At 62.3% G+C, this 23,933-nt stretch carries 23 protein-coding genes; 16 read left to right on the plus strand and 7 right to left on the minus strand.

Annotation, left to right across the window (positions count from 1 at the left end; all coding sequences use genetic code 11):
• Nucleotides 1–44 precede the first annotated feature (44 nt).
• On the plus strand, nt 45–2,168 hold the full coding sequence (gene malQ, locus NX84_RS10215; RefSeq protein ID WP_231913783.1) for a 4-alpha-glucanotransferase: 2,124 nt from the start codon (nt 45–47) through the stop codon (nt 2,166–2,168).
• A 16-nt stretch (nt 2,169–2,184) separates the two neighbouring features.
• Here malQ and NX84_RS13020 read toward each other — a convergent pair whose 3' ends face one another.
• Nucleotides 2,185–2,340: a hypothetical protein gene (locus tag NX84_RS13020; RefSeq protein ID WP_168165563.1), complete on the minus strand. Its 156-nt coding sequence runs from the start codon at nt 2,338–2,340 to the stop codon at nt 2,185–2,187.
• A gap of 174 nt (nt 2,341–2,514) precedes the next feature.
• Here NX84_RS13020 and NX84_RS10220 point away from each other — a divergent pair, with 174 nt between their 5' ends.
• On the plus strand, nt 2,515–3,801 hold the full coding sequence (locus tag NX84_RS10220) for a carboxylesterase family protein (RefSeq protein ID WP_039676359.1): 1,287 nt from the start codon (nt 2,515–2,517) through the stop codon (nt 3,799–3,801).
• Between the two features lie 512 nt (nt 3,802–4,313).
• On the opposite strand, the gene idi is transcribed toward NX84_RS10220, so the two are convergent.
• Nucleotides 4,314–4,838, minus strand: a complete 525-nt coding sequence (gene idi, locus NX84_RS10225; protein WP_039676360.1) for an isopentenyl-diphosphate Delta-isomerase — start codon at nt 4,836–4,838, stop codon at nt 4,314–4,316.
• Nucleotides 4,835–5,371 (minus strand): hypothetical protein, encoded by a 537-nt coding sequence (locus NX84_RS10230; RefSeq protein WP_039676361.1) that lies wholly within the window; start codon nt 5,369–5,371, stop codon nt 4,835–4,837. Before NX84_RS10230 ends, idi begins: the two co-directional genes overlap by 4 nt.
• 90 nt (nt 5,372–5,461) lie before the next feature.
• Here NX84_RS10230 and NX84_RS10235 point away from each other — a divergent pair, with 90 nt between their 5' ends.
• The 10 genes from NX84_RS10235 to NX84_RS10280 all read left to right on the plus strand — a co-directional run bounded on the left by NX84_RS10235 (nt 5,462) and on the right by NX84_RS10280 (nt 17,480).
• Nucleotides 5,462–7,294, plus strand: a complete 1,833-nt coding sequence (locus tag NX84_RS10235) for an ABC transporter ATP-binding protein (protein ID WP_039676362.1) — start codon at nt 5,462–5,464, stop codon at nt 7,292–7,294.
• Nucleotides 7,295–7,304: 10 nt separating this feature from the next.
• Nucleotides 7,305–8,402, plus strand: a complete 1,098-nt coding sequence (locus NX84_RS10240) for a MalY/PatB family protein (protein ID WP_039676467.1) — start codon at nt 7,305–7,307, stop codon at nt 8,400–8,402.
• A 38-nt stretch (nt 8,403–8,440) separates the two neighbouring features.
• Complete coding sequence (gene brnQ / locus NX84_RS10245; protein WP_052319758.1) at nt 8,441–9,781, plus strand: branched-chain amino acid transport system II carrier protein; 1,341 nt, start codon at nt 8,441–8,443, stop codon at nt 9,779–9,781.
• Between the two features lie 3 nt (nt 9,782–9,784).
• Nucleotides 9,785–10,765, plus strand: a complete 981-nt coding sequence (locus NX84_RS10250) for an LLM class flavin-dependent oxidoreductase (protein ID WP_039676363.1) — start codon at nt 9,785–9,787, stop codon at nt 10,763–10,765.
• A gap of 80 nt (nt 10,766–10,845) precedes the next feature.
• Nucleotides 10,846–11,607 (plus strand): GntR family transcriptional regulator, encoded by a 762-nt coding sequence (locus NX84_RS10255; protein ID WP_269152550.1) that lies wholly within the window; start codon nt 10,846–10,848, stop codon nt 11,605–11,607.
• Nucleotides 11,604–13,022, plus strand: a complete 1,419-nt coding sequence (locus NX84_RS10260; protein ID WP_039676364.1) for an ABC transporter substrate-binding protein — start codon at nt 11,604–11,606, stop codon at nt 13,020–13,022. The genes NX84_RS10255 and NX84_RS10260 overlap by 4 nt, the downstream gene beginning before the upstream one ends.
• Entirely contained in the window at nt 13,019–13,924 is a 906-nt protein-coding gene (locus NX84_RS10265; RefSeq protein WP_039676365.1) for an ABC transporter permease, read from the plus strand. The genes NX84_RS10260 and NX84_RS10265 overlap by 4 nt, the downstream gene beginning before the upstream one ends.
• A complete protein-coding gene (locus NX84_RS10270; RefSeq protein WP_039676366.1) occupies nt 13,921–14,679 on the plus strand; it encodes an ABC transporter permease in 759 nt (252 codons plus the stop codon). Before NX84_RS10265 ends, NX84_RS10270 begins: the two co-directional genes overlap by 4 nt.
• On the plus strand, nt 14,663–15,880 hold the full coding sequence (locus tag NX84_RS10275) for an ATP-binding cassette domain-containing protein (RefSeq protein WP_039676367.1): 1,218 nt from the start codon (nt 14,663–14,665) through the stop codon (nt 15,878–15,880). The genes NX84_RS10270 and NX84_RS10275 overlap by 17 nt, the downstream gene beginning before the upstream one ends.
• Entirely contained in the window at nt 15,852–17,480 is a 1,629-nt protein-coding gene (locus tag NX84_RS10280; protein WP_039676368.1) for an FUSC family protein, read from the plus strand. The genes NX84_RS10275 and NX84_RS10280 overlap by 29 nt, the downstream gene beginning before the upstream one ends.
• On the opposite strand, the gene thpR is transcribed toward NX84_RS10280, so the two are convergent.
• On the minus strand, nt 17,455–17,946 hold the full coding sequence (gene thpR, locus NX84_RS10285; RefSeq protein WP_052319759.1) for an RNA 2',3'-cyclic phosphodiesterase: 492 nt from the start codon (nt 17,944–17,946) through the stop codon (nt 17,455–17,457). The two genes, NX84_RS10280 and thpR, sit on opposite strands and share 26 nt — an antisense overlap.
• A gap of 378 nt (nt 17,947–18,324) precedes the next feature.
• Between thpR and NX84_RS10290 the strand changes: the two genes are divergently transcribed.
• Entirely contained in the window at nt 18,325–18,705 is a 381-nt protein-coding gene (locus tag NX84_RS10290; RefSeq protein WP_039676369.1) for a hypothetical protein, read from the plus strand.
• On the opposite strand, the gene NX84_RS10295 is transcribed toward NX84_RS10290, so the two are convergent.
• Together NX84_RS10295 and NX84_RS10300 are read right to left on the minus strand one after the other, a co-directional pair.
• Entirely contained in the window at nt 18,702–19,346 is a 645-nt protein-coding gene (locus NX84_RS10295) for a response regulator (protein ID WP_039676370.1), read from the minus strand. The genes NX84_RS10290 and NX84_RS10295 overlap by 4 nt on opposite strands.
• Nucleotides 19,343–20,515: a sensor histidine kinase gene (locus NX84_RS10300; RefSeq protein ID WP_231913774.1), complete on the minus strand. Its 1,173-nt coding sequence runs from the start codon at nt 20,513–20,515 to the stop codon at nt 19,343–19,345. Before NX84_RS10300 ends, NX84_RS10295 begins: the two co-directional genes overlap by 4 nt.
• Before the next feature lie 88 nt (nt 20,516–20,603).
• Between NX84_RS10300 and NX84_RS10305 the strand changes: the two genes are divergently transcribed.
• From NX84_RS10305 to NX84_RS10315, 3 genes are read left to right on the plus strand one after another with little or no spacing between them, the layout of a single operon-like run.
• On the plus strand, nt 20,604–21,392 hold the full coding sequence (locus tag NX84_RS10305; protein ID WP_082013967.1) for a PrsW family glutamic-type intramembrane protease: 789 nt from the start codon (nt 20,604–20,606) through the stop codon (nt 21,390–21,392).
• Nucleotides 21,389–21,811: a hypothetical protein gene (locus NX84_RS10310; protein ID WP_039676371.1), complete on the plus strand. Its 423-nt coding sequence runs from the start codon at nt 21,389–21,391 to the stop codon at nt 21,809–21,811. The genes NX84_RS10305 and NX84_RS10310 overlap by 4 nt, the downstream gene beginning before the upstream one ends.
• Nucleotides 21,808–22,578 (plus strand): PrsW family glutamic-type intramembrane protease, encoded by a 771-nt coding sequence (locus NX84_RS10315; protein WP_052319760.1) that lies wholly within the window; start codon nt 21,808–21,810, stop codon nt 22,576–22,578. The genes NX84_RS10310 and NX84_RS10315 overlap by 4 nt, the downstream gene beginning before the upstream one ends.
• Here NX84_RS10315 and NX84_RS10320 read toward each other — a convergent pair.
• Nucleotides 22,541–23,881, minus strand: a complete 1,341-nt coding sequence (locus NX84_RS10320) for a M20 metallopeptidase family protein (protein ID WP_039676372.1) — start codon at nt 23,879–23,881, stop codon at nt 22,541–22,543. The genes NX84_RS10315 and NX84_RS10320 overlap by 38 nt on opposite strands.
• Nucleotides 23,882–23,933: the final 52 nt, after the last annotated feature.

Genomic DNA, 23,933 nt, shown 5'->3' on the forward strand with positions numbered 1-23,933 from the left:
CACAAAAAGTAATTCCAGCCCACTCTACCAACCGGTTTCATCGCATGCGCGCGGAGGGCGTGGCACAATTGAGACCTGTGACTACCCGTGATCTGCTTCAAGAGCTCGCCCAGCGCCACGGAGTGGCCTGCGAGTACACCGCCCAGAACGGACAGCCCGTTTACGTCAGCGAAGAGACGATTACCTATACGCTGCGCGCACTCGGCGTCTCCATCTCCGATCGGCCTGATGACGAAGAGCTGACCCAGGCCCTGTTTGAGGATTACCTGGCTCGCGCCTCTCGTCCCCTGCCGCCGTGCGTGGTGGCTCGTGAAGGAGCAGAAAAGTCCTTTGACGTTCACGTCCATGATGGCGATCCGGTCACGGTCACCATCGAGCTGGAGCATGGCGGGACTCGCCCGACCTACCAGGATCCCAACGACGCCCCGGCTGCCGACGTCTCCGGGACCATGTGGGGCGAGGCCAGCTTCCACGTCCCCGGCGATCTGCCGCTAGGCTTCCACACTCTGCAGCTCTCCTCGCCGGGCATCGGCGAATATGAGTGCCCACTCATCGTCGTGCCGAACCACCTGAGCACGGCCGATCGTTATCTTGAGCGCCCAGCCGCGGGTGCCATGGCGCAGCTGTACTCGGTACGCTCGGAGAAGTCCTGGGGCATGGGTGATTTCGGCGACTTGGCCGAGCTCGCGGAGACGTTAGCGGAAGACTACGATTTCCTCCTTATCAACCCGCTGCATGCAGGCGAGCCCCTCCCACCGGTGGAGGATTCACCGTATCTTCCCACCACCCGCCGCTTCATCAATCCGATTTACCTCCGCATCGAGGATATCCCGGAGCTGAAGCTGCTGAGCCCGGAGCTGCAGGAAGATGTGGCCGAGCTGGCTGCCGAGTTCCGCGAGCGCAACCGCTCCGCTGATGAGATTGACCGCGATTCCATTTTTGAGGCCAAGCTGCAGGTTCTGCAGGAGCTCTTCAACCACGAGATGGCCCCGGAGCGCCGCACTGCCTTTAGCGAATACCAGCGCCGCGAAGGTCGGGGGCTGCGCAACTTCGCCCTGTGGTGCGCAGAAACCGAGCTGGAGCGCCATAGTGGTCGCCGCCATGCGCTGGACCTCGATGTCTCCGATTTGGCTGAGTTCTACTCTTGGCTGCAGTTCCTCTGCGATGAGCAGCTGGATGCTGCCCAGCGCCGAGCACTGGATGCTGGCATGTCCATTGGACTCGTGACCGATATGGCAGTCGGTATTCACCCGAATGGTGCCGATGCCGTGAACCTGTCGGAATACCTCGCCCCGCAGTGCTCGGTAGGCGCACCACCGGATGATTACAACCAGCAGGGCCAGGACTGGTCCCAGCCGCCGTGGCACCCAGTACGCCTTGCTGAATCGGGCTATCAGCCGTGGCGTGATTTGCTGCGCACCATGTTGGGCAACGCTGGCGGCCTGCGCGTCGACCACGTTCTGGGCTTGTTCCGCCTGTACTGGATTCCACGCCACTCCTCCCCGCTCCACGGCACCTACGTGACCTATGACTGGGAGGCCATGCTTGGCATCTTGGCGCTGGAGGCCGAGCGCGCCGGCGCCGTCCTCGTAGGCGAGGACCTGGGCACCTTGGAGCCGTGGGTTCAGACCGCCCTGCGGGACATGGGTGTCTTGGGCACCACGATCATCTGGTTCGAACATGCCGAAGAGGGCCCCACCCCACGTCCGCAGGACCAGTACCGCCGCATGGCGATGTCCTCGGTAGGAACGCACGATCTGCCGCCCACCTTGGCCTTCCTGCGCGGTGACCACATCGCTCTGCGCGCCCGACTGGGTCTGCTGACCACGTCCGTCGCGGAGGAAGAAGAGCAGGACCGCGAGTGGCAGGACCAGGTCAAGGACAACCTGCAGGCCTACGGCATGCTGAACAATCGTGAGAACGAAGAAGACGTCCTCGTCGCCCTCCACGAGTATGTGGCTGGCACGCCGTCGGCGCTTACGGTGACCAACGTTGTGGACATGGTCGGTGACGTGCGCGCACAAAACCAGCCGGGCACGACGAAGGACCAGTACCCCAACTGGTGCATCCCGCTGTGCAATACCGCCGGTGAGCCGGTTCTACTAGAAGATCTCCCGAAGCAGGAGCTCTACCAGCGCCTCGCCCAGGTATCCAAGCGGCCACGCTAGGCGGTTCAACGCCCGCCTAGACGAGCAGCCCCACCACTGCCACGACAACGACGAGCGCAATCATGAGCCATAAGGTCAAGCTCACGCGGGATTTCGGCAGGGCCCGCTTGCGTTGGGGTTGTTCGGGGCGCTCGGGGTCCCAGAGCCCTTCTCGGTGATCATCGGGAGTCATGGTCATTTATCCTAGTCCGCCCCTCCACAAGTGTGTACACGCGGTCGATGGCCCACATCAGCCCCCACCCCATCACGGTTGCGGCCGGCACTGCGGTGACGGCTAGCACCGCCATTTGCGCCCACACGGGAGCTTGCACGAGCCATTCCATGCCCTCAGGGTAGCCTGTTGGGCATGAGCAGCGCACCTTTCGACGTCACCTGCCCCGCAGGCACCATCACCGGCTACCTCACGGAGGATGTGGCCCACTTCCACTCCATCGAGTATTCCCACATCCCCGGGAATTTCGAAAACCCCGAACCTGCATCTCCACGTGACCAGGATGCGCGCACGCCTCACCCAGAGAAGGTTGCGCTCACCATTACCGCGCCTTCTGCGCCGCTTGTCGCCGGTAACCTGACCACCTCCTCGCTCGCCCCCGTGTTGGTCTACGTCCACGGCGGGCGCTACGAGCACGGTTCCCACGAGGACCGCCGCGCGGAGGGAACCCCCACGGCAAAGGCCGGCATCGTACATGTGCAGCTGGGCTACCGCGTTGGTCTTCCGGGGCTGGCGCGCTTCCGCGACGATGAGCCTCACCGCTACCGCGCCATTGAGGACCTGCAGCTGGGCCTGGAGTGGATTCAGCGCAATATCGAATCCTTCGGTGGGGATCCCACCAACGTCACTCTCCTCGGCCAGTCTGCTGGTGCCAATGCGGTGCTGTGGCTAGCTCGCCGCGATCACTACCGTGGAGCATTTCGCCGCGTCATTGCGCTCTCCCCTGGTTTCCCGCGCGAGAGTTTTGAGGAGCGCAAGACCACGCTGCGCCAGGTGATGAAGAAGCCGATTACGCGCTCGTCGCTGGCCTCGATGAGCGAGGAGGAGCTCAACGCCGGATATAAGAAGTTCCGCACCAAATACAACCTTGATATGGCTCTGGGCCCCACGCCGCTGGAGTGTGCACAGCTTGCCGACGTCCCCCTCATCCTCGGCAGCACCCGCGACGAGTTCTACAACATCCCGGCCACTCAGAAGATCGACCGCTCTCCCTTCCGCGGGATTGCCTTGCGCTACCTCGCCCCGCGCCTCGGCTTCCCGCGCAATGGGTTCAAGCCCTGGTATCAGGTGGCGCAGTTCTTGGATAGGGATCGGCCCACCGGGCGCATGATCGGTGATGCCATCATCCGCCGCTGGGCAGCAGAAGTGGCGGAGAAGGCTCCGGGGCAGACATGGATGGTGGAATTTACCCGCTCCTCGGGCCCCGCGCTGCACTGCGAGGAGCTCCGCCCGCTCTTTGGCCGCACGGAGCTAGCTACTTGGCTGCAGGAGTTCGTGCGCACTGGCGAGCCCGGCTTTGATGAATACCGCCCAGAGCACGCCATCTGGGAATACAACCTCGATGACGGCTCGCACCGCGTGGCGCACTCCAGCCTGGATTATATTTCCGCGGCCTTCGCCCAGGATGGCAGCCTGCTCTGATCCGGGGGCGTTAAGCTAAAAGGCCGGACTTAGGTCAATTTAGTGCGGAACAATCCCACCCCACCGCCGAAACCACCAGGTAGCAGTGTCAAGAGTCACGTTGCTCACCCACCCAAGACCTAAGTCAGGCCACAATGACCGTTTCCGTAGAGCACTGCACGTCTCTTCCCAAACGGATTACCTCTTCGCGCCCCTCGCAATGCGCAACGTCTGCATCCCTCCATCGACATGCTGGAAGCATCTTACAAAAGGCGTCTGACAAAAGGCATCAGTCATAAGGCGTTTTCACGGCTGAAAACGCCATTTACTCATTGCAGACGGCGTTTTTAGACCCAAAGATGCCCTTTGCCAGATGCCTTTTACAAAACGCCCTCCTGCCTTAGGGCAATTTAGTGCGGAACAATCCCACCTCACCGCCGAAAATCACCAGGTAGCAGTGTCAAGAGTCACGTTGCTCACCCACCCAAGACCTAAGTCAGGCTTCGAGGCCTACCGCCCCGCATTCAGAATTGCTAGCCCAACAGGGCCGCGCGCAGTGCGGCGTGGGAAAGCTCCTCCACCATCCATGGGCTAAAGGCAAAAGGCGTGGCCTCCGCAGCGGCGATAACCTCGCGGGCCGGAGCCCACGCCAGAGAGTCCACCTCATCGGGGTTCGGCTGCGGATCATCGCTGGTCTCAAACAGGTAGACCGGGCAGATTTCATTTTCCACCACGCCGGAGGAGTCCTCGGCGCGGTAGGCAAAATCCGGAAGCACCAACTGTGGGCAGCCGCTGAGGCCGAGTTCGAACTGGGCGCGGCGCACGACGGCGGCGGCAGTCGGCTCCCCCGGACCTGGATGTCCACAGAAGGAGTTTGTCCACACACCGGGCCACGTCTTCTTCGACAAGGCGCGGCGGCTGAGCAGAATGTTGCCATCACGCACCACCCACGCGGAGAAGGCGAAGTGCAGCGGTGTATCCGCGGTGTGCACCACGGCCTTGTCTGCCGTGCCGATGGGAGCGCCGTCAGGCGAGGCCAAAACGACGAGTTCCGTCATAGATTGAGGTCTCCTACAAAGCGCACATTGCCAATAGTAAAGCGCGCGTTCCACAGGTTTCCGGCGGAAACGTTATAGACATACTGAAGGTTGGTCGAGGCTCCTGCGCCCAACGGTTGATCCAAGCCCGGTGCGGGCAAGGAAACGTTGACCTCGGGGTCATAAGGCACCGGGTCCACCGTTGCCCAGCCACCGTTGCCGTCGGCGCGCTCGAGGGTGGGTTCCGGGAGGGCGTCGGCAGGCAACGGCAGCTCGCCGAGGTTGTGAATCTTCACGGTGAGCACCGTGCCACCACCGCCGGAGTACAAGCCCTGCATCTCATATTCGACGTTAAGGCCCTCGTCTTTGACCGGCTCCGCTAGGTTCTCGGTCACCTCGCGGACCTCCACGTCTTTCGCCTCGAACGTGGGTGGCTCCGAGCTGGAGACCACGATGTTGTCCTGCGGACCCACGTCTGGTGGCTGCAGGATGCTGCAAGCAGAGAGAGCAGCCAGACACAGCGGGGCACACGCTAGGGGGAGGTACTTCTTCACCGCGAATCCTTTTCCATCACGTCTACGGTTTCTCCCCTACCTTAGTCCACGGGTTGGATATTCCTATTAAGGGCGTAACATCGGCCGACGATGAACTCTATTCTCCGCATCGTCCGCAGTGCTTCTGCCCTGTGGCCGTATTATCTTGGCGTCCTCATAACCGCATCGGTGACCGCAATTCTCTCGCTACTCACCCCGTTCATTCTCCGCGAGGCTACCGACACCGTCGTCGAAGGCGGCGCCCTGCGCACCATTTTAATGTGGGTCTTTGCCTTGTTCTTGGCGGATGCGCTGGGCAACGTGGTGAAGAATATCGGCGGCTATATCGGTGACGTCATGGTCTCGCGCCTGCGCCAAATTCTTTCCACGCGCTACTTTGCCAAGCTGCTGTCGGTGCCGCAGGGCTATTACGATAACCAGGTCACCGGCACCATCATCGCGCGCCTTGACCGCTCGATTGCGAACGTGACGCAGTTCTTGCAGTCCTTCTCCAATAACTTCTTCGTCATGCTCATCCAGGCCGCCGCCGTCCTCGTCATTACGGCGGTGTATTACTGGCCGCTGGCGATTCTCTTGGCCGCGCTCTTTCCCATCTACATGTGGCTCACTGCGAAGACGTCGACGCGCTGGCAGAAGTTTGAGGCCATCAAGAATGAGAACATCGATGTGGCCAACGGCCGCTTCGCGGAGGTTATCGGCCAGGTCAAGGTGACGAAGTCTTTTGTGGCCGAGGCACGCGAGCTCGCCTCCTTCGGTGGGCGCTACCGCACTGTGGTGGATACGACGAAGCCGCAGTCACGCTGGTGGCATTCCATGGACACCGCGCGCGGCGTAGCCATGGCGCTCATCTTCTTCGGTATCTATGGCCTTATTTTCTGGCGCACGCTGGAAGGCCACTTCTCCATCGGTGACATGGTTATGCTCCTGCAGCTGGTCAACATGGCCAAGCAGCCGGTGTTCATGATGAGCTGGATCGTGGATATCAGCCAGCGCGCCGTGGCCGGTTCCAAGGATTACTTCAAGGTGATGGAGGAAACCCCGGAACCTACGGTCAACCCGCAGCTAGTGAGCGCTGCCTCTGCCTCCGACGTCCCCGAGCTCGACCTCTCCCCGGCCGAGCCGCTGGCGCCGACGGAAGGCCCGGTCTTTGCGTTCAAAGATGTCTCCTTCGCCTACGAGTCGGATAAGCCAGTTGTCGATGGCATCACCTTCAGCGCCGAGGAAGGCCACAAGGTTGCGCTCGTCGGCGAGTCCGGCGGCGGCAAATCTACGTTGGTCAACCTGTTGCTGGGCCTGTATCAACCGACGGAGGGGCAGCTGACGGTGCTGGGGCATGACGTCGGCAAGCTCACGGCAGAACGCCTGCGCGCCTCAGTCGGTGTGGTGTTCCAGGAGTCCTATCTTTTCTCCGGCACTATCAAGGAAAACATCGCCTACGGCAAACCCGGCGCGACGATGGAGGAGATCGTCGCCGTGGCCAAACGCGCCAATGCGCACGGCTTCATCGAGGAGTTCCCGGATGGCTACGACACCATCATTGGCGAGCGCGGTCTGAAACTGTCCGGTGGCCAAAAGCAGCGCGTGGCCGTTGCCCGCGCCATGCTCAAGGATGCGCCCATCCTGATCCTCGATGAGGCCACCTCCGCGCTCGATACCAAGGCCGAGCGCGCCGTGCAGGCAGGCTTGGATGAGCTCATGAAAGACCGCACCACACTCATCATCGCGCACCGACTGTCCACCATCGCGGACGTGGATACCATCGTCACGCTTGACCACGGTGTCATCTCCGAAATCGGCGCGCCAGCGGAGCTGGCACAGTCGGATGGCATCTACGCCGAGCTGCTGCATCTGACCCAGTCTGCGTCGGCGGCAGACCGCCAGAGGCTGAAAAAATACGGTTTCGTGCAGAACACCTCCGAGTAGGGTGGAGACCATGCATTTTCCTAGCCTGAAAGAACTCTCCGCCCGCGGTACCCGCAAGTGGACCGTCTACGACGAGGACATCATCCCCCTCTGGATCGCAGAATCGGATTTCCTCACCGCCCCCGCGGTAAAGGAGCGAATCCAGGAGGCCGTGGATGCCGAGTCCTTCGGCTACACCCCCGCCCCGAAGGCCTCCGAACTTAATGCTGCCGTGGCTGACTTCTATGAGACGCGCTATGGCTGGCGTCCGCAGCACGTGTTCTGGATCGGCGATGTTGTCCGTGGCTTGTTGCTCGGCGTGCAGTACTTCACCGAGGGCCCGGTCATCGTGCCGGTTCCTTCTTACCCGCCGCTGCTGGAGCTTCCGGAGACCGCAGGACGCGAGAAGATTGAGACCTCCCTGGAACTCGCAGACATCGAGCGCGCCTTTCAGGCCGGGGCCGGTTCCATCCTGCTGTCCCACCCCTACAACCCGCTGGGCATTGTCTTTGATGAAGACTGGCTGCGGGGCCTGGTGGAGTTGGCGGACAAGTACGATGCCCGCATCCTCTCCGATGAGATCCACGCTCCGCTGGTCTACGAAGGCCGCCACATTCCGCTCGGCTCCTTGTCCGACCGCGTTATTACCGTCACCGCCACATCCAAGGCATGGAACACCGCAGGCTTAAAGTGCGCGCAGGTGTTCTTCTCCAACACTGCGGACGTCGAGCGTTGGAACTCACTGACCGGCGTGGCTAAGGACGGCACCGGCACGCTCGGTGTGCTGGCAGCGGAAGCTGCCTACCGCCGCGGCGGGGAGTTCTTGGATGAGGAAATTGCATACTTGAAGAAGACCCGTGACTGGCTGGTAGAGGAATTGCCCAAGCGCGTGCCAGGTCTCAAGACCTCCCACCCCCAGGCCACCTACCTGTTGTGGCTCGATTTTTCTGAGACCGCCATCGGGGATGACCCGAAGCCCGCCGCTTGGGTTCGCGAGCACGCCAAGGTAGCGCTCAACGAGGGCGTAACCTTCGGTACCGGCGGCGAGCATCACGCCCGTCTCAATTTTGCAACCTCCCGTGAACTGCTCGAAGAGGCACTCGACCGGCTGGAGAAGGCCTTCAGCTAGAGTTTACATCTCACGTCATGGGCATTATCCTTAGGAAAATGTCCATAAATGACGTTCAGGCCCCCTCCACATCTGCCTCGAAGACGGGTTCACCCATCGGCATCGTGATCGTTGCCTCCCTCATGCTCTTCTCCATGTTCTTCGGAGCGGGCAACCTCATCTTCCCGCCAGAGGTCGGTGTCTCCTCCGGCACCAACTTCTGGCCGGCCACCTTGGGCTTCCTCGCCGCCGGCGTGGCCCTACCGGTCTTGGCCGTCATCGCGGTGGCCATCTCCGGCCAATCTGTGCGGGATATCGGAAACCACGGCGGCACGTTCTTCGGCGTGGCCTTCTCCGTCATCGCCTACTTGGCCATCGGCGCCTTCTACGCTTTGCCGCGTACCGGCGCAGTGTCCATGGAAACCGCGATTACCCCGCTGCTCGGCTGGGGGGGAACCTTTGCCAACGGCGCCTTCAACGTCGTCTTCTTCCTTATCGCATTGGCCCTGGCCTGGCGCCCCAATGACATCATCGACACCTTGGGCAAGTTCCTGACCCCGGCGCTGGTCATCCTGCTCGCCGCCCTCATCACCTTGGCCACACTGGCGAATCCCCGCGTGCCCGGCACCCCGACCGAGGAGTACGCCTCCGCGCCCTTCGTCACGGGCCTCTTCGAGGGCTACAACACCATGGACGCCATCGCGGGCCTGGCATTCTCCATCGTCATCGTGACCTCGTTGCGCTCCAAAGGTTTCTCCACCAACCGCGCGCTACTGCGCGGAACCATCACCTCCGCCATCATCGCCGGTGCTCTGCTTGCCGCTATCTACCTGGGCCTGGCGTGGATTGGCCAGACCATGCCGAATGGTGCCTCCTATGATTCCGGCGCCGCCTTGCTTGCCGACGCCTCCAATCTCACCATGGGTAACGTCGGCCAGGCCGTCTTCTCCGCCATCGTCATCCTGGCGTGCATGACCACTGCCGTGGGTCTAATTTCCGCCACCTCGGAGTTCTTTGCCCTGCTGGTACCGAAGACCGTCTACCACTTCTGGGCTTGCCTCTTTACCGCCCTGTCCATCGCCTTCGCCTTCCAGGGCCTAGAGACCGTGCTGTCCATCGCGGTGCCCTTCATCGTCTTTTTGTACCCGCCAGCCATCTCCCTTATCGCGCTGACGCTGCTGCAGCCAGCAGTCAAGCGCTGGGTCACCTTCTACTGGGCCTTCCGCTTGGCCTTGTGGGTCTCCGTCCTGTGGTCGGCGGCGACTTCCCTGGGCGCGCCGTTGGACTTCTCTCCAGGCCAGGGCGTAGGACTCGGCTGGGTTGTCCCAACCCTCCTCGCTTTCGTCATTGGGGTTATCATCGATGTTGTATCTACAGGATCGAAAGAAAGAAGCGAGTAACTCATGACGCAGCGCGCCGCCTTGTCCATCCTCGATTTCTGCACCATCTACGAGGGCGAAGCCCCCTCCCAATCTATGGCTCGGTCGGTCGAATTGGCGCAGCGCGCAGAGGCTTTAGGGTTTAAGCGCATGTGGTACACCGAGCACCACAACATGCCCTCCATTACCTCCTCTTCCCCGGCGGTGCTCATCGCCCACATCGGCGCTAAGACCGAGCGCATCCGCTTAGGCTCCGGCGGCGTCATGCTGCCTAACCACGCTCCTTACGTCATTGCTGAGCAATTCGGCACCTTGGCCGAGCTCTACCCAGACCGCATCGACTTGGGTCTGGGCCGCGCCCCGGGCACCGATATGCAGACCCTCGGCCGGGCACTGCGCCGTGATGGCCACGCCGCCGAGCGCTTCCCGGAGGACATCAAGGAGCTGCAAGGCTACCTCTCCGGTAAGTCCCTCATCCCGGGCGTGCAGGCCATCCCGGGCGCTGGCACCAACGTGCCTATCTACATCCTGGGTTCCTCCATGTTTGGTGCGTCGCTGGCAGCCAAGTACGGCCTGCCGTACGCCTTTGCTTCACACTTCGCGCCGCAGCACCTCGAGTCCGCCACCTCCTACTACCGCGAGAACTACCAGCCTTCCGAAGCTTTCCCCGAGCCCTACGTGATCGCCGGCGTCAACGTCACCGCCGGTGAGGACGCCGAGGAGGAATTCGAGCGCGTCTGTTTCCGCCGCGTGAAGGCCTTTGTGGGGCGCGGCAAGCAGCTGAGCGACGCCCAAGTGGAACAGATCATCTCCACCGCGCAAGGCCAGCAGATTCTCGACATGCTCAAGTACTCCGCCGTGGGTACCGGCGAGCATGTGCGCGAGTATCTCACCCAGTTCCAAGAGCTATCTCATGCGGATGAACTCATGATTTCGCTGCAGTCGACAGATCATGAGAAGGTGTTGGGTAACATGGAGACCCTGGCACACGCGTGGGAATTGTAGAGTTTTCTCCATTTGGCAAGACTTTTCACCTACGCGTGAATTAATATTCTTCTGCAATAGCAGTGTCAACTTAGAGGAGCATGTCCGTGTCACTTCGCGGTTCCCAGCAGCACAGCAAGATTGCTGACTATCTGCGCGGGCTCATTCGCAGCAAGAAGCTCTCCCCGGGTGACTTTCTGCCCAGCGAGGCCGAGCTGTGTGAGCAGTTCTCCTCCTCTCGCGGACCCGTCCGCCAGGCCGTTGCTGCCCTCCGCTCCGAGGGCCTCATCTCTTCTGGCCGCGGCCGCCGCTCAGTGGTCTTGGGCCGTTTTACCTCCGAGTCCTTCGACTCCATCTTTTCTGTAACGCATTGGCTGCGCGAGCGCGGCTTCGAGCCCGGCGCGAAAACCCTCTGGCTCGCTCGCTGCCCCGCTACAGAACAGGTGGCCAACTTCCTGCAGGTTGCCGCAGGCGATCCGGTCATCTTCGTGCACCGAGTGCGCAGCGCCAATGGCTTCCCTATCTCCATCGAGCGTATGTACTTCCCGCTCGACGTAGGCAGCCACATCCTCAACTTCGACGCGGACAACGGCTCTATCCACGATCACCTCGGCGCCCAAGGCGTGGAGTTCGACAATGTGAACCGCGAACTTTCCCTAGCCTCTGCGAGCGAGGAAGACGCCCGTTCCCTTAAGATCGAGCCGGGAACCCCACTGTGGCGTCTGCACCTGGACATCTCTGATCACTCCGGCCACCCGGTGGAGTGCACCGAGATTCTCTACTTGGGAGATCGCCTTACACTCGGCATGACGAGCGTGCGCGGCACCACGTCCCCGCTTGAGGTCAAGCTCTCCGAAGGATGAGATTCCGACTGAGTTTGTTGGGGCTGCTGGGGGTGGCGTCGATAAGCGCCTGCTCCGCCGGCTCCACCGCGATCGTGGATTCCGACTCCTCGGCGCTGACCCTTGCCACCACCACGCCCGCTACCTCCCTGGACTTCACCACGGTGGGCGGCGCTGCCATCCCGGCCGCGCTCATGAGCAATGTGTACGAGACCCTCGTGCGCATCTCCCCCGAAGGCGACATCGAACCAGGCCTTGCCGAGTCCTGGGAGGCCGAGCCCACGCGCTACACCTTCCACCTACGTGAAGCTGCCTTCTCCAACGGGGAGGCATTCACCGCGCACACCGCCGCGTGGTCCATCAACGCGGTGAAGACGGAGTGGACCAACGGCCTCAAAAAGCAGATGGACGTGGTGGAATCGGCCGAAGCTGTCGACGACCACACGCTCGTCGTCGAGCTCTCCCGTCCCTCCGCTGGCTGGTTGTGGTCCATGGGAACCGCCATCGGCGCCATGCGCACCCCCACCGACGCCGTGGGCACTGGACCTTTCGCCGTGGCTGGTTTTTCTCCCGGCGAATACATCGCACTGGAAGCACGGGACGACTACTGGGGAACCCCGGCTCACGAGGACGTCACCATCCGCTACTTCCCCGACTCTCTTACCGCAGTCAATGCACTGCGCTCCGGCGGGGTGGATGCGGTGTGGGGCGTACAGAACCCCGAGCTGCTCGATACCCTCGAAGACTCCATCCACACAGCCGTCGGCACGACCAACGGCGAAGTGCTGCTGTCTATGAACAACCAGGCAGCACCTTTCGACGACCCCCTTGTGCGCCGCGCCGTGGCCTACGGCATTGACCGCCAGGCCGCCAACGACATCCTGTGGGAAGGCCGCGCTCACGATACTGGCGGATCACCGGTTCCGCCGAGTGACCCCTGGTTTAGCGGCAAGAACTACTACCCTTATGATCCCGCGCGCGCCCACGCGCTCATGGAAAAAGCCGGTGCGGTCGGCACCCCGCTGACTTTGACGGTTCCCAGCCTGCCTTACGCGCAAAGGCTGTCGGAGTTTTTGTACTCCCAGCTCACTGAGCTTGGCTTCGACGTCACGCTCGAGACCGCGGAATTTCCCGCGGTGTGGCTCAGCCAAGTCATGGGCGCCAAGGACTATCAAATGTCCCTCGTCGCGCACGTCGAACCGCGTGATATCCCCACCATCTTTGGCAACCCCGAGTACTACATTGGCTATGATTCCGAGCGCGCTCGTACCTTGTTACAGCAGGACGATATGAGCGGTGCCGTGGACCAGATTATGGCCGATATGCCCGCCCTGACCTTGATGAATATGCCCAATATTGTGCTCTACCGCGAAGGCCTGAGCGGCCTTCAGCCCAATCAGATTACTGACGCTATCGAATTACGAGGCGTGCGATGAGGTTTCTCCGTTTTATCGGCACCCTTTTTGCGGCGTCGGTCATCATCTTTCTGCTCATGCGGGCCGTGCCCGGCAACCCAGCGCGCGTGGCACTCGGCGTCAACGCCACAGACGAGGCTGTCGAGAAGCTCACGCACACCATGGGCCTGGACCGCCCGCTCCTTGTGCAATACCTGGAGTGGATGAAGGGGCTCGTGACAGGCAACTTTGGCATCTCGTTGTCCTCCCAGCAGGACATCACCCCGCTCGTGCTCGACCGCGCCCAGGTCACGCTCTTGCTCATCGGCCTGGCCATCGCACTGGCGCTGGCGGGTGCTATCCCTATGGGCATTCTGCTGGCCCGTTTTCGTCTGCCCGTGCTCAATGCGGCCACGCAGCTGGGCATCGCGGTGCCGAGTTTCTTGGTCGGTATCTTGCTCGTCGCGGTTTTCTCCGTTCATTTGGGGTGGCTACCGGCGAACGGTTGGCAGCTGCCGCGCGAAGGCCTAAGCCACCTCGTCCTGCCCGTCATTTCCCTCGCCTTGGTTCAAGGCGCGATGCTGACGCGCTACGTGCGCGCCACGCTCATGGAAGAGATGGGCAAAGACTATATCCGCACCGCCCGCTCACTTGGTGAGTCCCGCACCGAGGCACTCATCCGCCACGGCCTGCGCAATGCTGCCCTGCCCGTTCTCACGGTCACTGGCGTGCAGCTGAGCACGCTCGTGGTCGGCGCAGTGGTCATTGAAAACGTCTTCGTCATCCCCGGTTTGGGCTCCATGTTGCTCGACGCGGTCTCCTCCCGCGACCTCATCACCGTTCAGACCCTCATCATGGTCTTTGTCACCTTTACGCTGACCGTCAACCTGCTCACGGACCTGGCCTACCGCGTCATCGACCCGCGCCTGAAGGAGGCCCGATGAAACCCGGTTATCTCCTCGTTGGGCTTACCGTCATACTGGCACTGGTGTCTGTGGTGTGGACGCCTTATGACCCGAACCTCATCTCGCCCGACCGCCTAGCCTCGCCCAGCTTCGAGCACCTCATGGGAACCGACCGCTTCGGCCGCGATACCTTCTCCCGCATTCTCACCGGCGCGCAGGTAACACTTCTCGTCGGCGTGGTTGCGGTGGCCATCGCGGCGCTCATCGGCGTGCCCCTCGGCATCATCGCCGGAATGCGCGGCAGCACCGTCATCATGGCCGCCACCGACCTGTTGCTAGCCTTCCCAGCACTGTTGCTGGCCATCGTCGCCGGCGCGGTATGGGGCTCGTCGACGCTCACGGCCACCATCGCCATCGGTATCGCCGGAATCCCCTCCTTCATTCGCGTCACGCGCTCCGGTACGCTCCAGATCATGACACAGGACTACATCGCCGCCGCGCGCATTTCCAAGGTCCCACCAGCGCTCATTGCCTGGCGCCACGTCCTGCCCAACCTGGGCGGCATCATCGCTATTCAGGCCTCCGTCTACTTCGCGCTGGCCGTCCTCGCCGAGGCCGGCCTGTCCTACCTCGGCCTAGGCACTGCCCCTCCGACGGCCTCGTGGGGCCGCATGCTTCACGACGCCCAACCCCTCCTCGCTACCCACCCCCTCCAAGCTGTGTGGCCCGGGCTCGCCATCGCCGGCACCGTGCTGGGATTTAACCTCTTAGGACGCCATGCTGACCGTCACTGACTTGCACATCGGCCCCGTCGGCCCCATCAACTTTGAGATTGCTCCCGGCGAGCGCGTAGGCCTTGTTGGTGACTCCGGCAGCGGTAAATCGCTCACTGCCCTGGCCATCATGGGGCTTCTCCCCGACAACCTTCAAGCCACCGGATCCATCCGCTTTGAAGGCCGCGAGCTGCTTGGTATGCGTGACCGTGAGCTGCGTAGACTTCCCTTGGCTATGGTCTTTCAAGAGCCTATGACCGCCCTCGATCCGCTCATGAAGGTCGCCGAATACGGCCGCTTCCCACACCAGCTCTCCGGTGGTCAACGCCAGCGCGCACTTATCCACATGGCCATGGCCCGCAAGCCCAAGCTGCTTATCTGCGATGAGCCCACCACTGCGCTCGACCCCATCACGCAAGAAGAAATCCTGGACGAGATCTCGGCCGCCACCCGGGACGATACCGCGCTGCTCTTCATCAGCCACGACCACGCAGCCGTCGAGCGCATGTGTGACCGCGTTATCCACATCGGGGATATCACCACGCCTAACCTCAGCCTGCCGCCTACCCCCACTGTGGGCGAACCAGTCATCACTCTTAAGAACGTCACTAAGACTTACCGCGGGGTCACAGCCCTCGATGACGTGTCGCTTAAGGTGCGCGAAGGCGAGCGCCTCGGCATCATCGGAGGCTCCGGCTCCGGCAAATCCACGCTGCTCAAGCTCCTCACCGGCTTAACCTCGCCCACCAGCGGCACCGTCACCGTCACCAAGCCCCTCCACATGGTCTTCCAGGATCCCAAAAGCTCACTCAACCCGCGCATGCCCGTGTGGAGAATTGTGGCCGAGGGCGGAGGTACGCGCCAGGAAGCCGAACGCGTGCTTCACGACGTCGGCATCGACCACGCCGAGCGCTACCCCCACGACTTCTCCGGCGGTCAACGCCAACGTATCTCCATTGCTCGAGCCGTCGTGGGCAAGCCCGATATTCTCCTCGCGGACGAAGCCGTCTCCGCCCTTGATGCCACCTCCCGCGCGCAGGTTCTTGAGCTGCTTCAGCGCGTGACGAAGGACATGACGTTGGTGTTTGTGTCGCATGACATGGACGTCGTGAAGCACTTGTGCCCCACCGTGGCCGTGCTGCAGGACGGCCGGATAGTGGATCGCGGCGAAACGGGTAAGGTGTTGTCCCGTTATGGAACATCCCCTGCCGCAACGCCCTAGCGCCCTTCAGCTTTTTACCGCGTACAACTCCTCCGCGCGCCGCTGGCCCGGCGCCCTGCGCGCAGCCTTGGCCATCATCATCCCGGGCGCGGTCGCCATCCTCATCGGCCATCCCGATGCCGTACTGCTGGTCTCCGCCGGCGCATTCTCCGTCATCTATGGCGAGGGGCACCCCTACCGCACACGGCGCCGCATCATTCTCACCGCCGGCGCGCTGCTCACGCTCGCGGCCACGGTCGGCTCCCTCATCGATGGCTTAGTCTTAACGGCGTTATTCACAGTAACCCTGGCGACGGTTGGCGCGTTCATGCAGAATGCGCTGCGCCTACCGCCGCCCGGCACGTTCTTCATCGTGATGGTGGCGGGCGGTTCGACCATGTTGCGCGGGATTTCGCCATGGGAGGTCGCCGGATGGAGCCTGGCGGGTGTGGCCGCCGGCTATGTGCTGGGCATGTTGCCGCGATTCTGGGATCCGCACGGGCCGGAAACGCGCGCGGTGGCGGCGTTGGAAAAGGCCGCGGATGCCTTCGAAGAGGCCTCAGATATCCTGGCCAAGCACCACCAGGCGCAGTCAGCTTTGTCCACCGCGTGGCAAGCGCTTTCCGACGCCGGCATCATCCGCGGCGGCCGCATCCGCCGCCCCGACCAGGCCTCACTGGTGCATCGCACTTTGGCCGCGCAGCAGCGCATCGTGGCCCACCACCAGCAGGTGGGAGGCAACTCGGACGACCTGTCAGATGCACCCACCTATGTCGACCCTGACCGCACCACGATTCCGCACACGAAACCTACGATGCGCTATCGCATTTATCGTGCTGCCGTGGGCAATTCCCATGCGGTGGTCACGGCAGAAAAGATTGCGCTGGGCGGCCTGGCGACGGCTTTCATTGGCTTAGCACTGGGGCTCAGCCGCCCGGACTGGGGCGCGGTATCGGTACTGTTGCTTCTGCAGTGGGGACCAGATCGGGTGCCGGGCACGATTCGCGGCGTGCAGCGCATGTTGGGCTCGGTTTTAGGTGTGTGCGTTTTCGCGCTCATCGCCTCCTTTAGTCCGCATGGCTGGGCGCTACTACTGGCGTTGGCCGCCTGCCAGTTCTGCGCGGAGATTCTGGTGGTGAAGAATTACGCGCTGTGTGTTATTTTCTCTACTCCTTTGGCGCTGCTGATGGGCAACTCACAAGGGCATCTGGCACACACGATTGGCCAGCGTATGGCGGAGATTGGATTGTCGGTAGTGGTGGCCATGGTGGTGCTGTGGCTGTGGAAGCCGCATGCGCAGGTGACCAATCATTATCGCCTGCAAACGCGCTGCCTCGAGGCCATGGCGGCTCTGCTTGGTGCGCTGCTCATCAAGACTCCTGAGGAAGCACTGGCACAGCGCCGCGACCTGCACTACGAGTTGCTGTCGGAGCGCCGCAGTATCCAATCCCTCGCTGCCAACGACTCCACCATCGATCCCTTCTGGCAGCGCCACACTGCCCTGCAGACAGCTGGCTATTATCTGTTGGATTTCTGCGTGGTCAACCCGCTTTCGCAACCCAGCCGGGCAGAGCTCAACACGCTAATTGAGAAGGTTAGCGAAGCGGAAACTGGTCAATGACCTCGTAGCGCGGCCCGCCCCCGCGGCCCTCCCCAAGGAAGGACTGCACCAGGCTAATGTCGCTCACCTCAAATTCTGGACCGCGGTACACGCTGAGTGCCTGGACAGCATCTGGGATAAGCCACGGGTCGCGCGTGCGACGCCCCTCGCGCGCCAAGGTGAGATGCGGGCGGGATGGCTCGAGCATGAGGTGCTTGATGCGGCCTTGCACTCCAGCCCACAGCACGTGTTTATCGAAGGACCCCGCCCCGCTTAGGTTCAGCGTCACCGGCGAGCCCTCGATGCCGCGGAGCATCTCGCGGACCTCGGCGGCGTCGTTGGGCTGCTCCCCGAAGAAATCCAAGGTGATGTGCCAATTATCCGGATCGACCCAGCGCAGCCCATTGTCCTTCAGTGGGCGCACCGCCCGCACGAGATGCTCGCGCGCTTCCTCAGAGGGGAAAAGCGCGCTGAACAGGCGGATCATTTCACCGTGAGCAGGAGTTTCGGATCCAGCACATGTTCCTCGACGCGCTCAAAGACGGCAAAGGCCTCCTCCAGCTCGCGGACATTCTCATCAAAATTAGGCAGCGACATGGCATTCCAATCGACGCAGAAATAGGTGCTCTCATCCTAACTCACAGCGCTGTCATTTCGCTCATCTGCGACAAAGGTGGCCGTGAACTCTCAAAAAGCGACCGGACCTGCGGTCGGTCTCTATCCTCATAACATGCATCCAGGCTTGGTTCCCGGCATCGGTGTCGAGGACCAACGAGTCTGGAGAGAATGTCGATTACGATTTCGACACAGATACGTGGTCTGATGGCTATGAACCCGAACCCACAGCGGAGAATAAGGAGAAATAGTGGGAATCCCTGACGACGTTGTCCTAGACGGCTATACCCTCATCGAGCAACACGAGATTGACCACGAGTTCCTCATCAATGGCTCGCCGCTCGCCGTGGATACGCCTCTGCTTTTCGCACTCACGATTGTTGGTGTTCTCCTCGTGGCGGCCAGCTTCTTCCTGCGCAGGCCGGTCCGCATCATCGCCGGACTACTGGGCGCGATCCTGACGCTTACCAAGCTGTGGTGGATGCCCATCGCGCTGGCCCGCCAGTTCGAGGACAGCCAGGTCTTCGGCTACACGCTGAAGTACTACCCCCAGTACTGGCCGGCGGCCTCAATCATCGTGGTCGTCATCGCTATCATCGGCATCATTTCCGCCTTCCTCCGCCGACGCTAACGCGATTCCAGCACGGCAATCGCAATGTGCACGCGGTTGGTACCGCCGAGCTTGTCCAGGATGTGCTTGATATGGGTCTTCACGGTCGTCACCGACACATAGAGCTGCCCGGCAATCTCCTGGTTATCCAAGCCCTGGGCCACTAACTGCGCCACCTCGTTTTCACGTTCGCTTAGTTCCTCCAGCGGGCGGGGCTCATGCACCTCCGCTGCCGGAGTTGGCTCGGGGTGCTTGAGCGCCAGCAGGTTCTTCAGGGCCTTGGGGCTTAACAACTGCTGCCCCGCGGCCACGGCCCGCACCGCCGAGACCAACCCTTCTGGCTCAATCGTTTTCAGCAAGAACCCCATCGCACCGGCATGCAACGCATCCACGATGAACTCATCCGTATCAAAAGCGGTGAGCATGACCACCGGGGTATCCGGTGCGCTGGCCTGCAGCTGCCCGGCCGCCTCGATGCCGTCCATCACGGGCATGCGGATATCCATGAGGACCACATCAGGGCGCAGGTCCAGCACGCGGGCCACGCCGTCGCGCCCATTGCTGGCCTCAGCCACCACCTCGATATCTGGCGCGCCTTCCAGGATGAACCGGATACCGCGCCGCAGCGCTTGCTCATCATCGACCAACACCACTGAAATCATTGTGCGCTTGCCTCCTCCGGTAGTTCGAGGACCCAGGTGAAGGTGGAGGCGTCGTCAAGCACGGTAAACGTACCTCCCGCCAGCCGGGCGCGTTCCTCCAAGCCCAGCAAACCGTTCCCGCCGCCGGACTCTGGCTGGTCCGCCACCTTCTTGTTCTGCATGGTCACCCGCACCTTATCCTCCTCGTTCTCCACGGTGAGCCTTACCTTCTGCCCCGGCGCGTACTTGCGCGCGTTCGTCAGCCCTTCCTGCACGGCGCGGCCCAGCGTGTGGGCGGCAAGCGTACTCAGCTTATCGACATCCCCCTTCTCATAGCGCACCTTCGTCCCCGCCGCCCGTGCGCGCTCGATGTGTTCCTCGATGCTCGCGCGCGGATCCACGCGGTCATCCACGCGCAGCGCCTTGATCACCCCACGCAGATCCTCCACAGCAGCCTTGGCCTCCGACTGGATGGTGTCTGCCGCCTCGGCGATGCGCTCTGGGTCGGCATCCTTGCGATAGCTCAGGCCACCCGCGTAGACGGAAATGAGGCTGAGCCTATGCGAGAGCGAATCGTGGATATCGCGGGCAATACGGGTGCGTTCCTCCAGGCGGGCGCGCTCCTCGCGCGAGCGCAGCTGGTCCTCGTTGAGCTCCGCCAGGCTTACCAACGTGACCTCGCGCTGGCGGCGCTGCGCGCGCACCGAGCCCGTAATCCAAGCGACGACGAGCACGATGATTCCAAAGAACCCGTATCCGAAAACCGACAGGTAGCTCAAGTGCAAGTAGGGCACCGCCATGACGGTCACATACGAGACCACCAACACCACAGTCCCCGCCAAGGACCACCGCAGACGGCCGCGCGAGATGAGCGATATCAACACCACCAGCACTGACAGCGACAGTGGGCGAAACCCGCCTAGCGCTAAGACGAGCAGAGCCGCAATCAGCGCAACCGGGTGGCCGGGGTACTCCTCGTGGATGTTGCGCTCCCGCCGCGAGTGATGCAGGGCGAAGGGCAGCAGAACCCATGTGACAACGGCAAATAGAATCATGAAGGAGGTGACGTATATTTCCCGGTCCGTCACCTCGAAGGTCTCGATCTGAAGGATCCACGTGGCCATATCCGCCACCACGCAGAGCATGATGAGCAGCACCGTGATCCACAGCGGTCTCGTCTTTCTCGTCATGGTTGTCACGATAGCCCTCCCCCACGGTATGGAAATCCTCCCTGCGGAGGATACCGGCACCCCAGGCGCGGTTCATAGTCTAAACCGCATGAGAAGAACACGAATCTTGTATTATCTGCTCACCGCCGCCGGGCTGGTATACGTCGCTTATGATTTCTCCCACGGCGCTTTCGTGCCCACAAGTGCGCTCGCCGCAGTGTTATACGCGGCTGTCGCAATCGGTCTCACGTTGCTGATTTTGCGCAAGCACCCGGGCATTGCGCACGGGGTGGTGTGGGGCATTGCGGTTTCCAGTGTCGCCGGCCAGCTCAACGAGAACATGTACCACCTCCTCATCCGTACGGTCCCAGACTGGCTGGTCATCGCTGGAATCGCCCCGCTTAACGAGGAAGTCCTTAAATTCCTCGGCGTCCTCTTCATCTGCTCCTGCGTCATCCGGCCCCGTCACTGGGCGGACTACGTCTTCGTGGGAGTGGCCGTAGGCATGGGCTTTAGCGTGAGCGAGAACGCCGTCTACTACGCCAACATGACACTGGAGAACCTCGATTCTGATCTCAGGGGAACGTTGCTGGCGCTCCTTGTCCGCTTCATCGCGAACCCGCTTATGCATTCCTTCTTCACCGCAATCGCGGCCTTTGGGCTTTCCCGCCGGCAACCGGTGCGCTGGCTGCTTATCGCCATGGCGGTGCACTTCACGGCCAACCTCGGCCCGTCTATCTCTACCGCGTTTGAGGACGCCTTCTGGCCTATCTTCCCTACCTTCCTCATTCTCATCGGCCTGTGGGTCGCCACGATTGTCAGCATTGTGAAACTCCGCAAAATCCTCCCTGCGGAGGATACCGGGGTCAAACCGCAGTTCGTAGGGTCGAAATCATGAGAAATACACTGATTTATTCCTGCATCGGCGTCCTCGCCGCAGTACCGCTTGCCGACGTCCTCCTCCCCGACCCCACTCCCGACACCACGCCCGTGCGCGGTATCCCAGGGCTCGAATGTCCGGAGGATCCGTACGCCTCCTCGCAGACCTGGAACTGCGAGGGCGCGACCATCATCGCCGAAAAGGGCAGCTCTTCCCACGAGGTCGAGACCTACCTGCCGCGCCAGCACCGCTCGTTCACCGGGACGCGCGCGCTCACCGACGCCCCCATCACCACCCAGGCTGCCGAGCTCTACCGCGTCGAGGACGGCGACGGCATCACGCTGGCGAACCCGCACAACAACACCGTCTCCTTCCTCCACATCGACGGGCCAAAGGCAGATGACTTCGCCGACCGCGTGCAGAAGGAGGACGCATGAAGTACCTGTACTATCTGCTGACCCTCGGCGCGCTGGCCGTGTCCGCCTTCCACTACGCGGGCGAGCCCTTCCTGCCCGCAAGTGCTCTGGCCGCCGTTGTCTTCGCCGCCGTACTCGTCTCCCTCACGCTGTTCCTCCTGCGCCGCCGGCCGGGAATTGCGCACGGCGTGGTGTGGGGCTTCGCGGTCTCCGGGCTCGCCGTGGAGCTCAACACGAACATGACCCATCTCCTTGCCCGCGCGGGCCTGGACTGGCTGGGCGCTGCCGGGTACGCGCCGCTCACCGAAGAAGTGCTGAAATTCCTCGGCGTGCTACTCATCTGTACCTGCGTCATCCGGCCCCGCAGCTGGCTCGACTACGTCTTCGTGGGCGTAGCCGTGGGCCTCGGCTTCACTGCGGGCGAAAACGCCACCGCCTTCGCGCGCATGACGGTGGATAACCTCGACTCAGATAGCGCCGGCGTAATCGGGGCGGTGGTCATCCGTCTGGTGTCCAACCCGCTCTCCCACTCGCTATTCACCGGGCTTAGCGCCTATGGCCTATCCCAGAAACAGCCGGTGCGCTGGCTCATTGCAGCCATCATGGTGCACGTGACGAAGAACCTCTTCCCGTCGTTAAGCGCCGCGTTCGACGACGCCATCTGGCCCGTTCTCGCCGGCCTTCCCGTCGTCGTAGCCCTGTGGGTGGCCACCATCTGGGGCGCTATCGCGCTGCGGAAGAAGGCGGCTACTACTCAGTGCTCGTTACCTGAACGGGCTCTCGCATAGCCTTCGTGGCCGGAGAGGGGTGGGCATCCTCGGCGGCGAGGCGCTCAAAGGCCACCGCCGCCAGGGCCGCGGCTTGGTCACCCAGCACCGAGTCGTCGAAAGTCACCAACGGCGAGTGATTCCACTCGCGCATATGCTCCGGGGTTTCCGGATTAGCTGTACCAAACCACATGAACGTGCCCGGGACCTGAGCCAGCACCATACCAAAGTCCTCCGAGGCCATCATCGGCGTCTCCATCGGCAGGACATTCTCGGCCCCAAACATGCCTGCCCACAACGACGCCGCAAACTGGTCTTCTCTCGGCGAGGTTTTCGTCGCGGCATAGAGCACCTCAAAGTCCACCTTGGCCGTGCAGCGATGCGAGGCCGCCACCGAGCTCGAGACTTCAATGATCATCTGGCGGACGGCTTCGATGTGTTCGTCGCGAAGCACGCGCACCGTTGCCCCCAGCTCGGCCTTATCAGGAATAATGTTGACCGCGCCGTCGCCCGCGCGCAGGTTCGTCACGGTGATGACGATAGGTTCGTTAGCGTCGAAGCGCCGCGTCAGAGCCACCTGCAACGCCACCTGGATTTCTGCTAGTGCCGCTACCGGATCCACGGCGTCGTGCGGGCGCGAACCGTGCCCGCCTTTGCCGTAGACCGTGATCCACAGGTTGGAGGAGGAAGCCATCATCGGGCCGCCAATGTGGTGGAACGTGCCCCGATCCTGCGGCCCAACGTGGAGACCGTAGGCGGCAATGGGACGGCGTCCAGCAGCGTCAAGCACGCCTTCCTCAATCATGGGCTGCGCACCACCAGGGCCCTCCTCACCCGGCTGGAACATGAAGGTGACATCCCCCATCAGCTCCTCGCGGTGGCGGCACAGCATCTTCACCGCGCCGATAAGACCAGCCGTGTGCAGGTCATGGCCACAGGCATGCATGTTGTTATTCCGCGACGCAAAAGGACTGCCCGTCTGCTCGCGCAGCGGCAAAGCGTCCATGTCCGCGCGCAGCAGCACCGACACCGGGCGCTCGCCGCGCTTGCCTCCGCGCAGCACCGCCACGACCGAGCTCAAATCATGCCCGCGGTGAATCTCCAAAGGCAAGCCCTCGAGTGCTTCCAACACCTTCTTCTGCGTGCGCGGCAGGTGCAGGCCAATCTCCGGATTCTGGTGCATATCGCGCCTAAACTCCTGCAGCTCTGGGAGCAGCTCACGGCCCTCCTCAAGGAACACCTCGCTGGCGAGCCGGTCCCCCAATTTCGCAGAAACCATGGGAAGCGGGGGTAGTTGCTGGCGGTGGCGCGGCGCCATCTTCATGGTGTCATCCTTTCGCAGAGTGGTTTCCCCGAGCCTACCTGCGGCTGTATTA

This window comes from Corynebacterium minutissimum (assembly GCF_000805675.1).
Taxonomy (GTDB): Bacteria; Actinomycetota; Actinomycetes; order Mycobacteriales; family Mycobacteriaceae; genus Corynebacterium; species Corynebacterium minutissimum.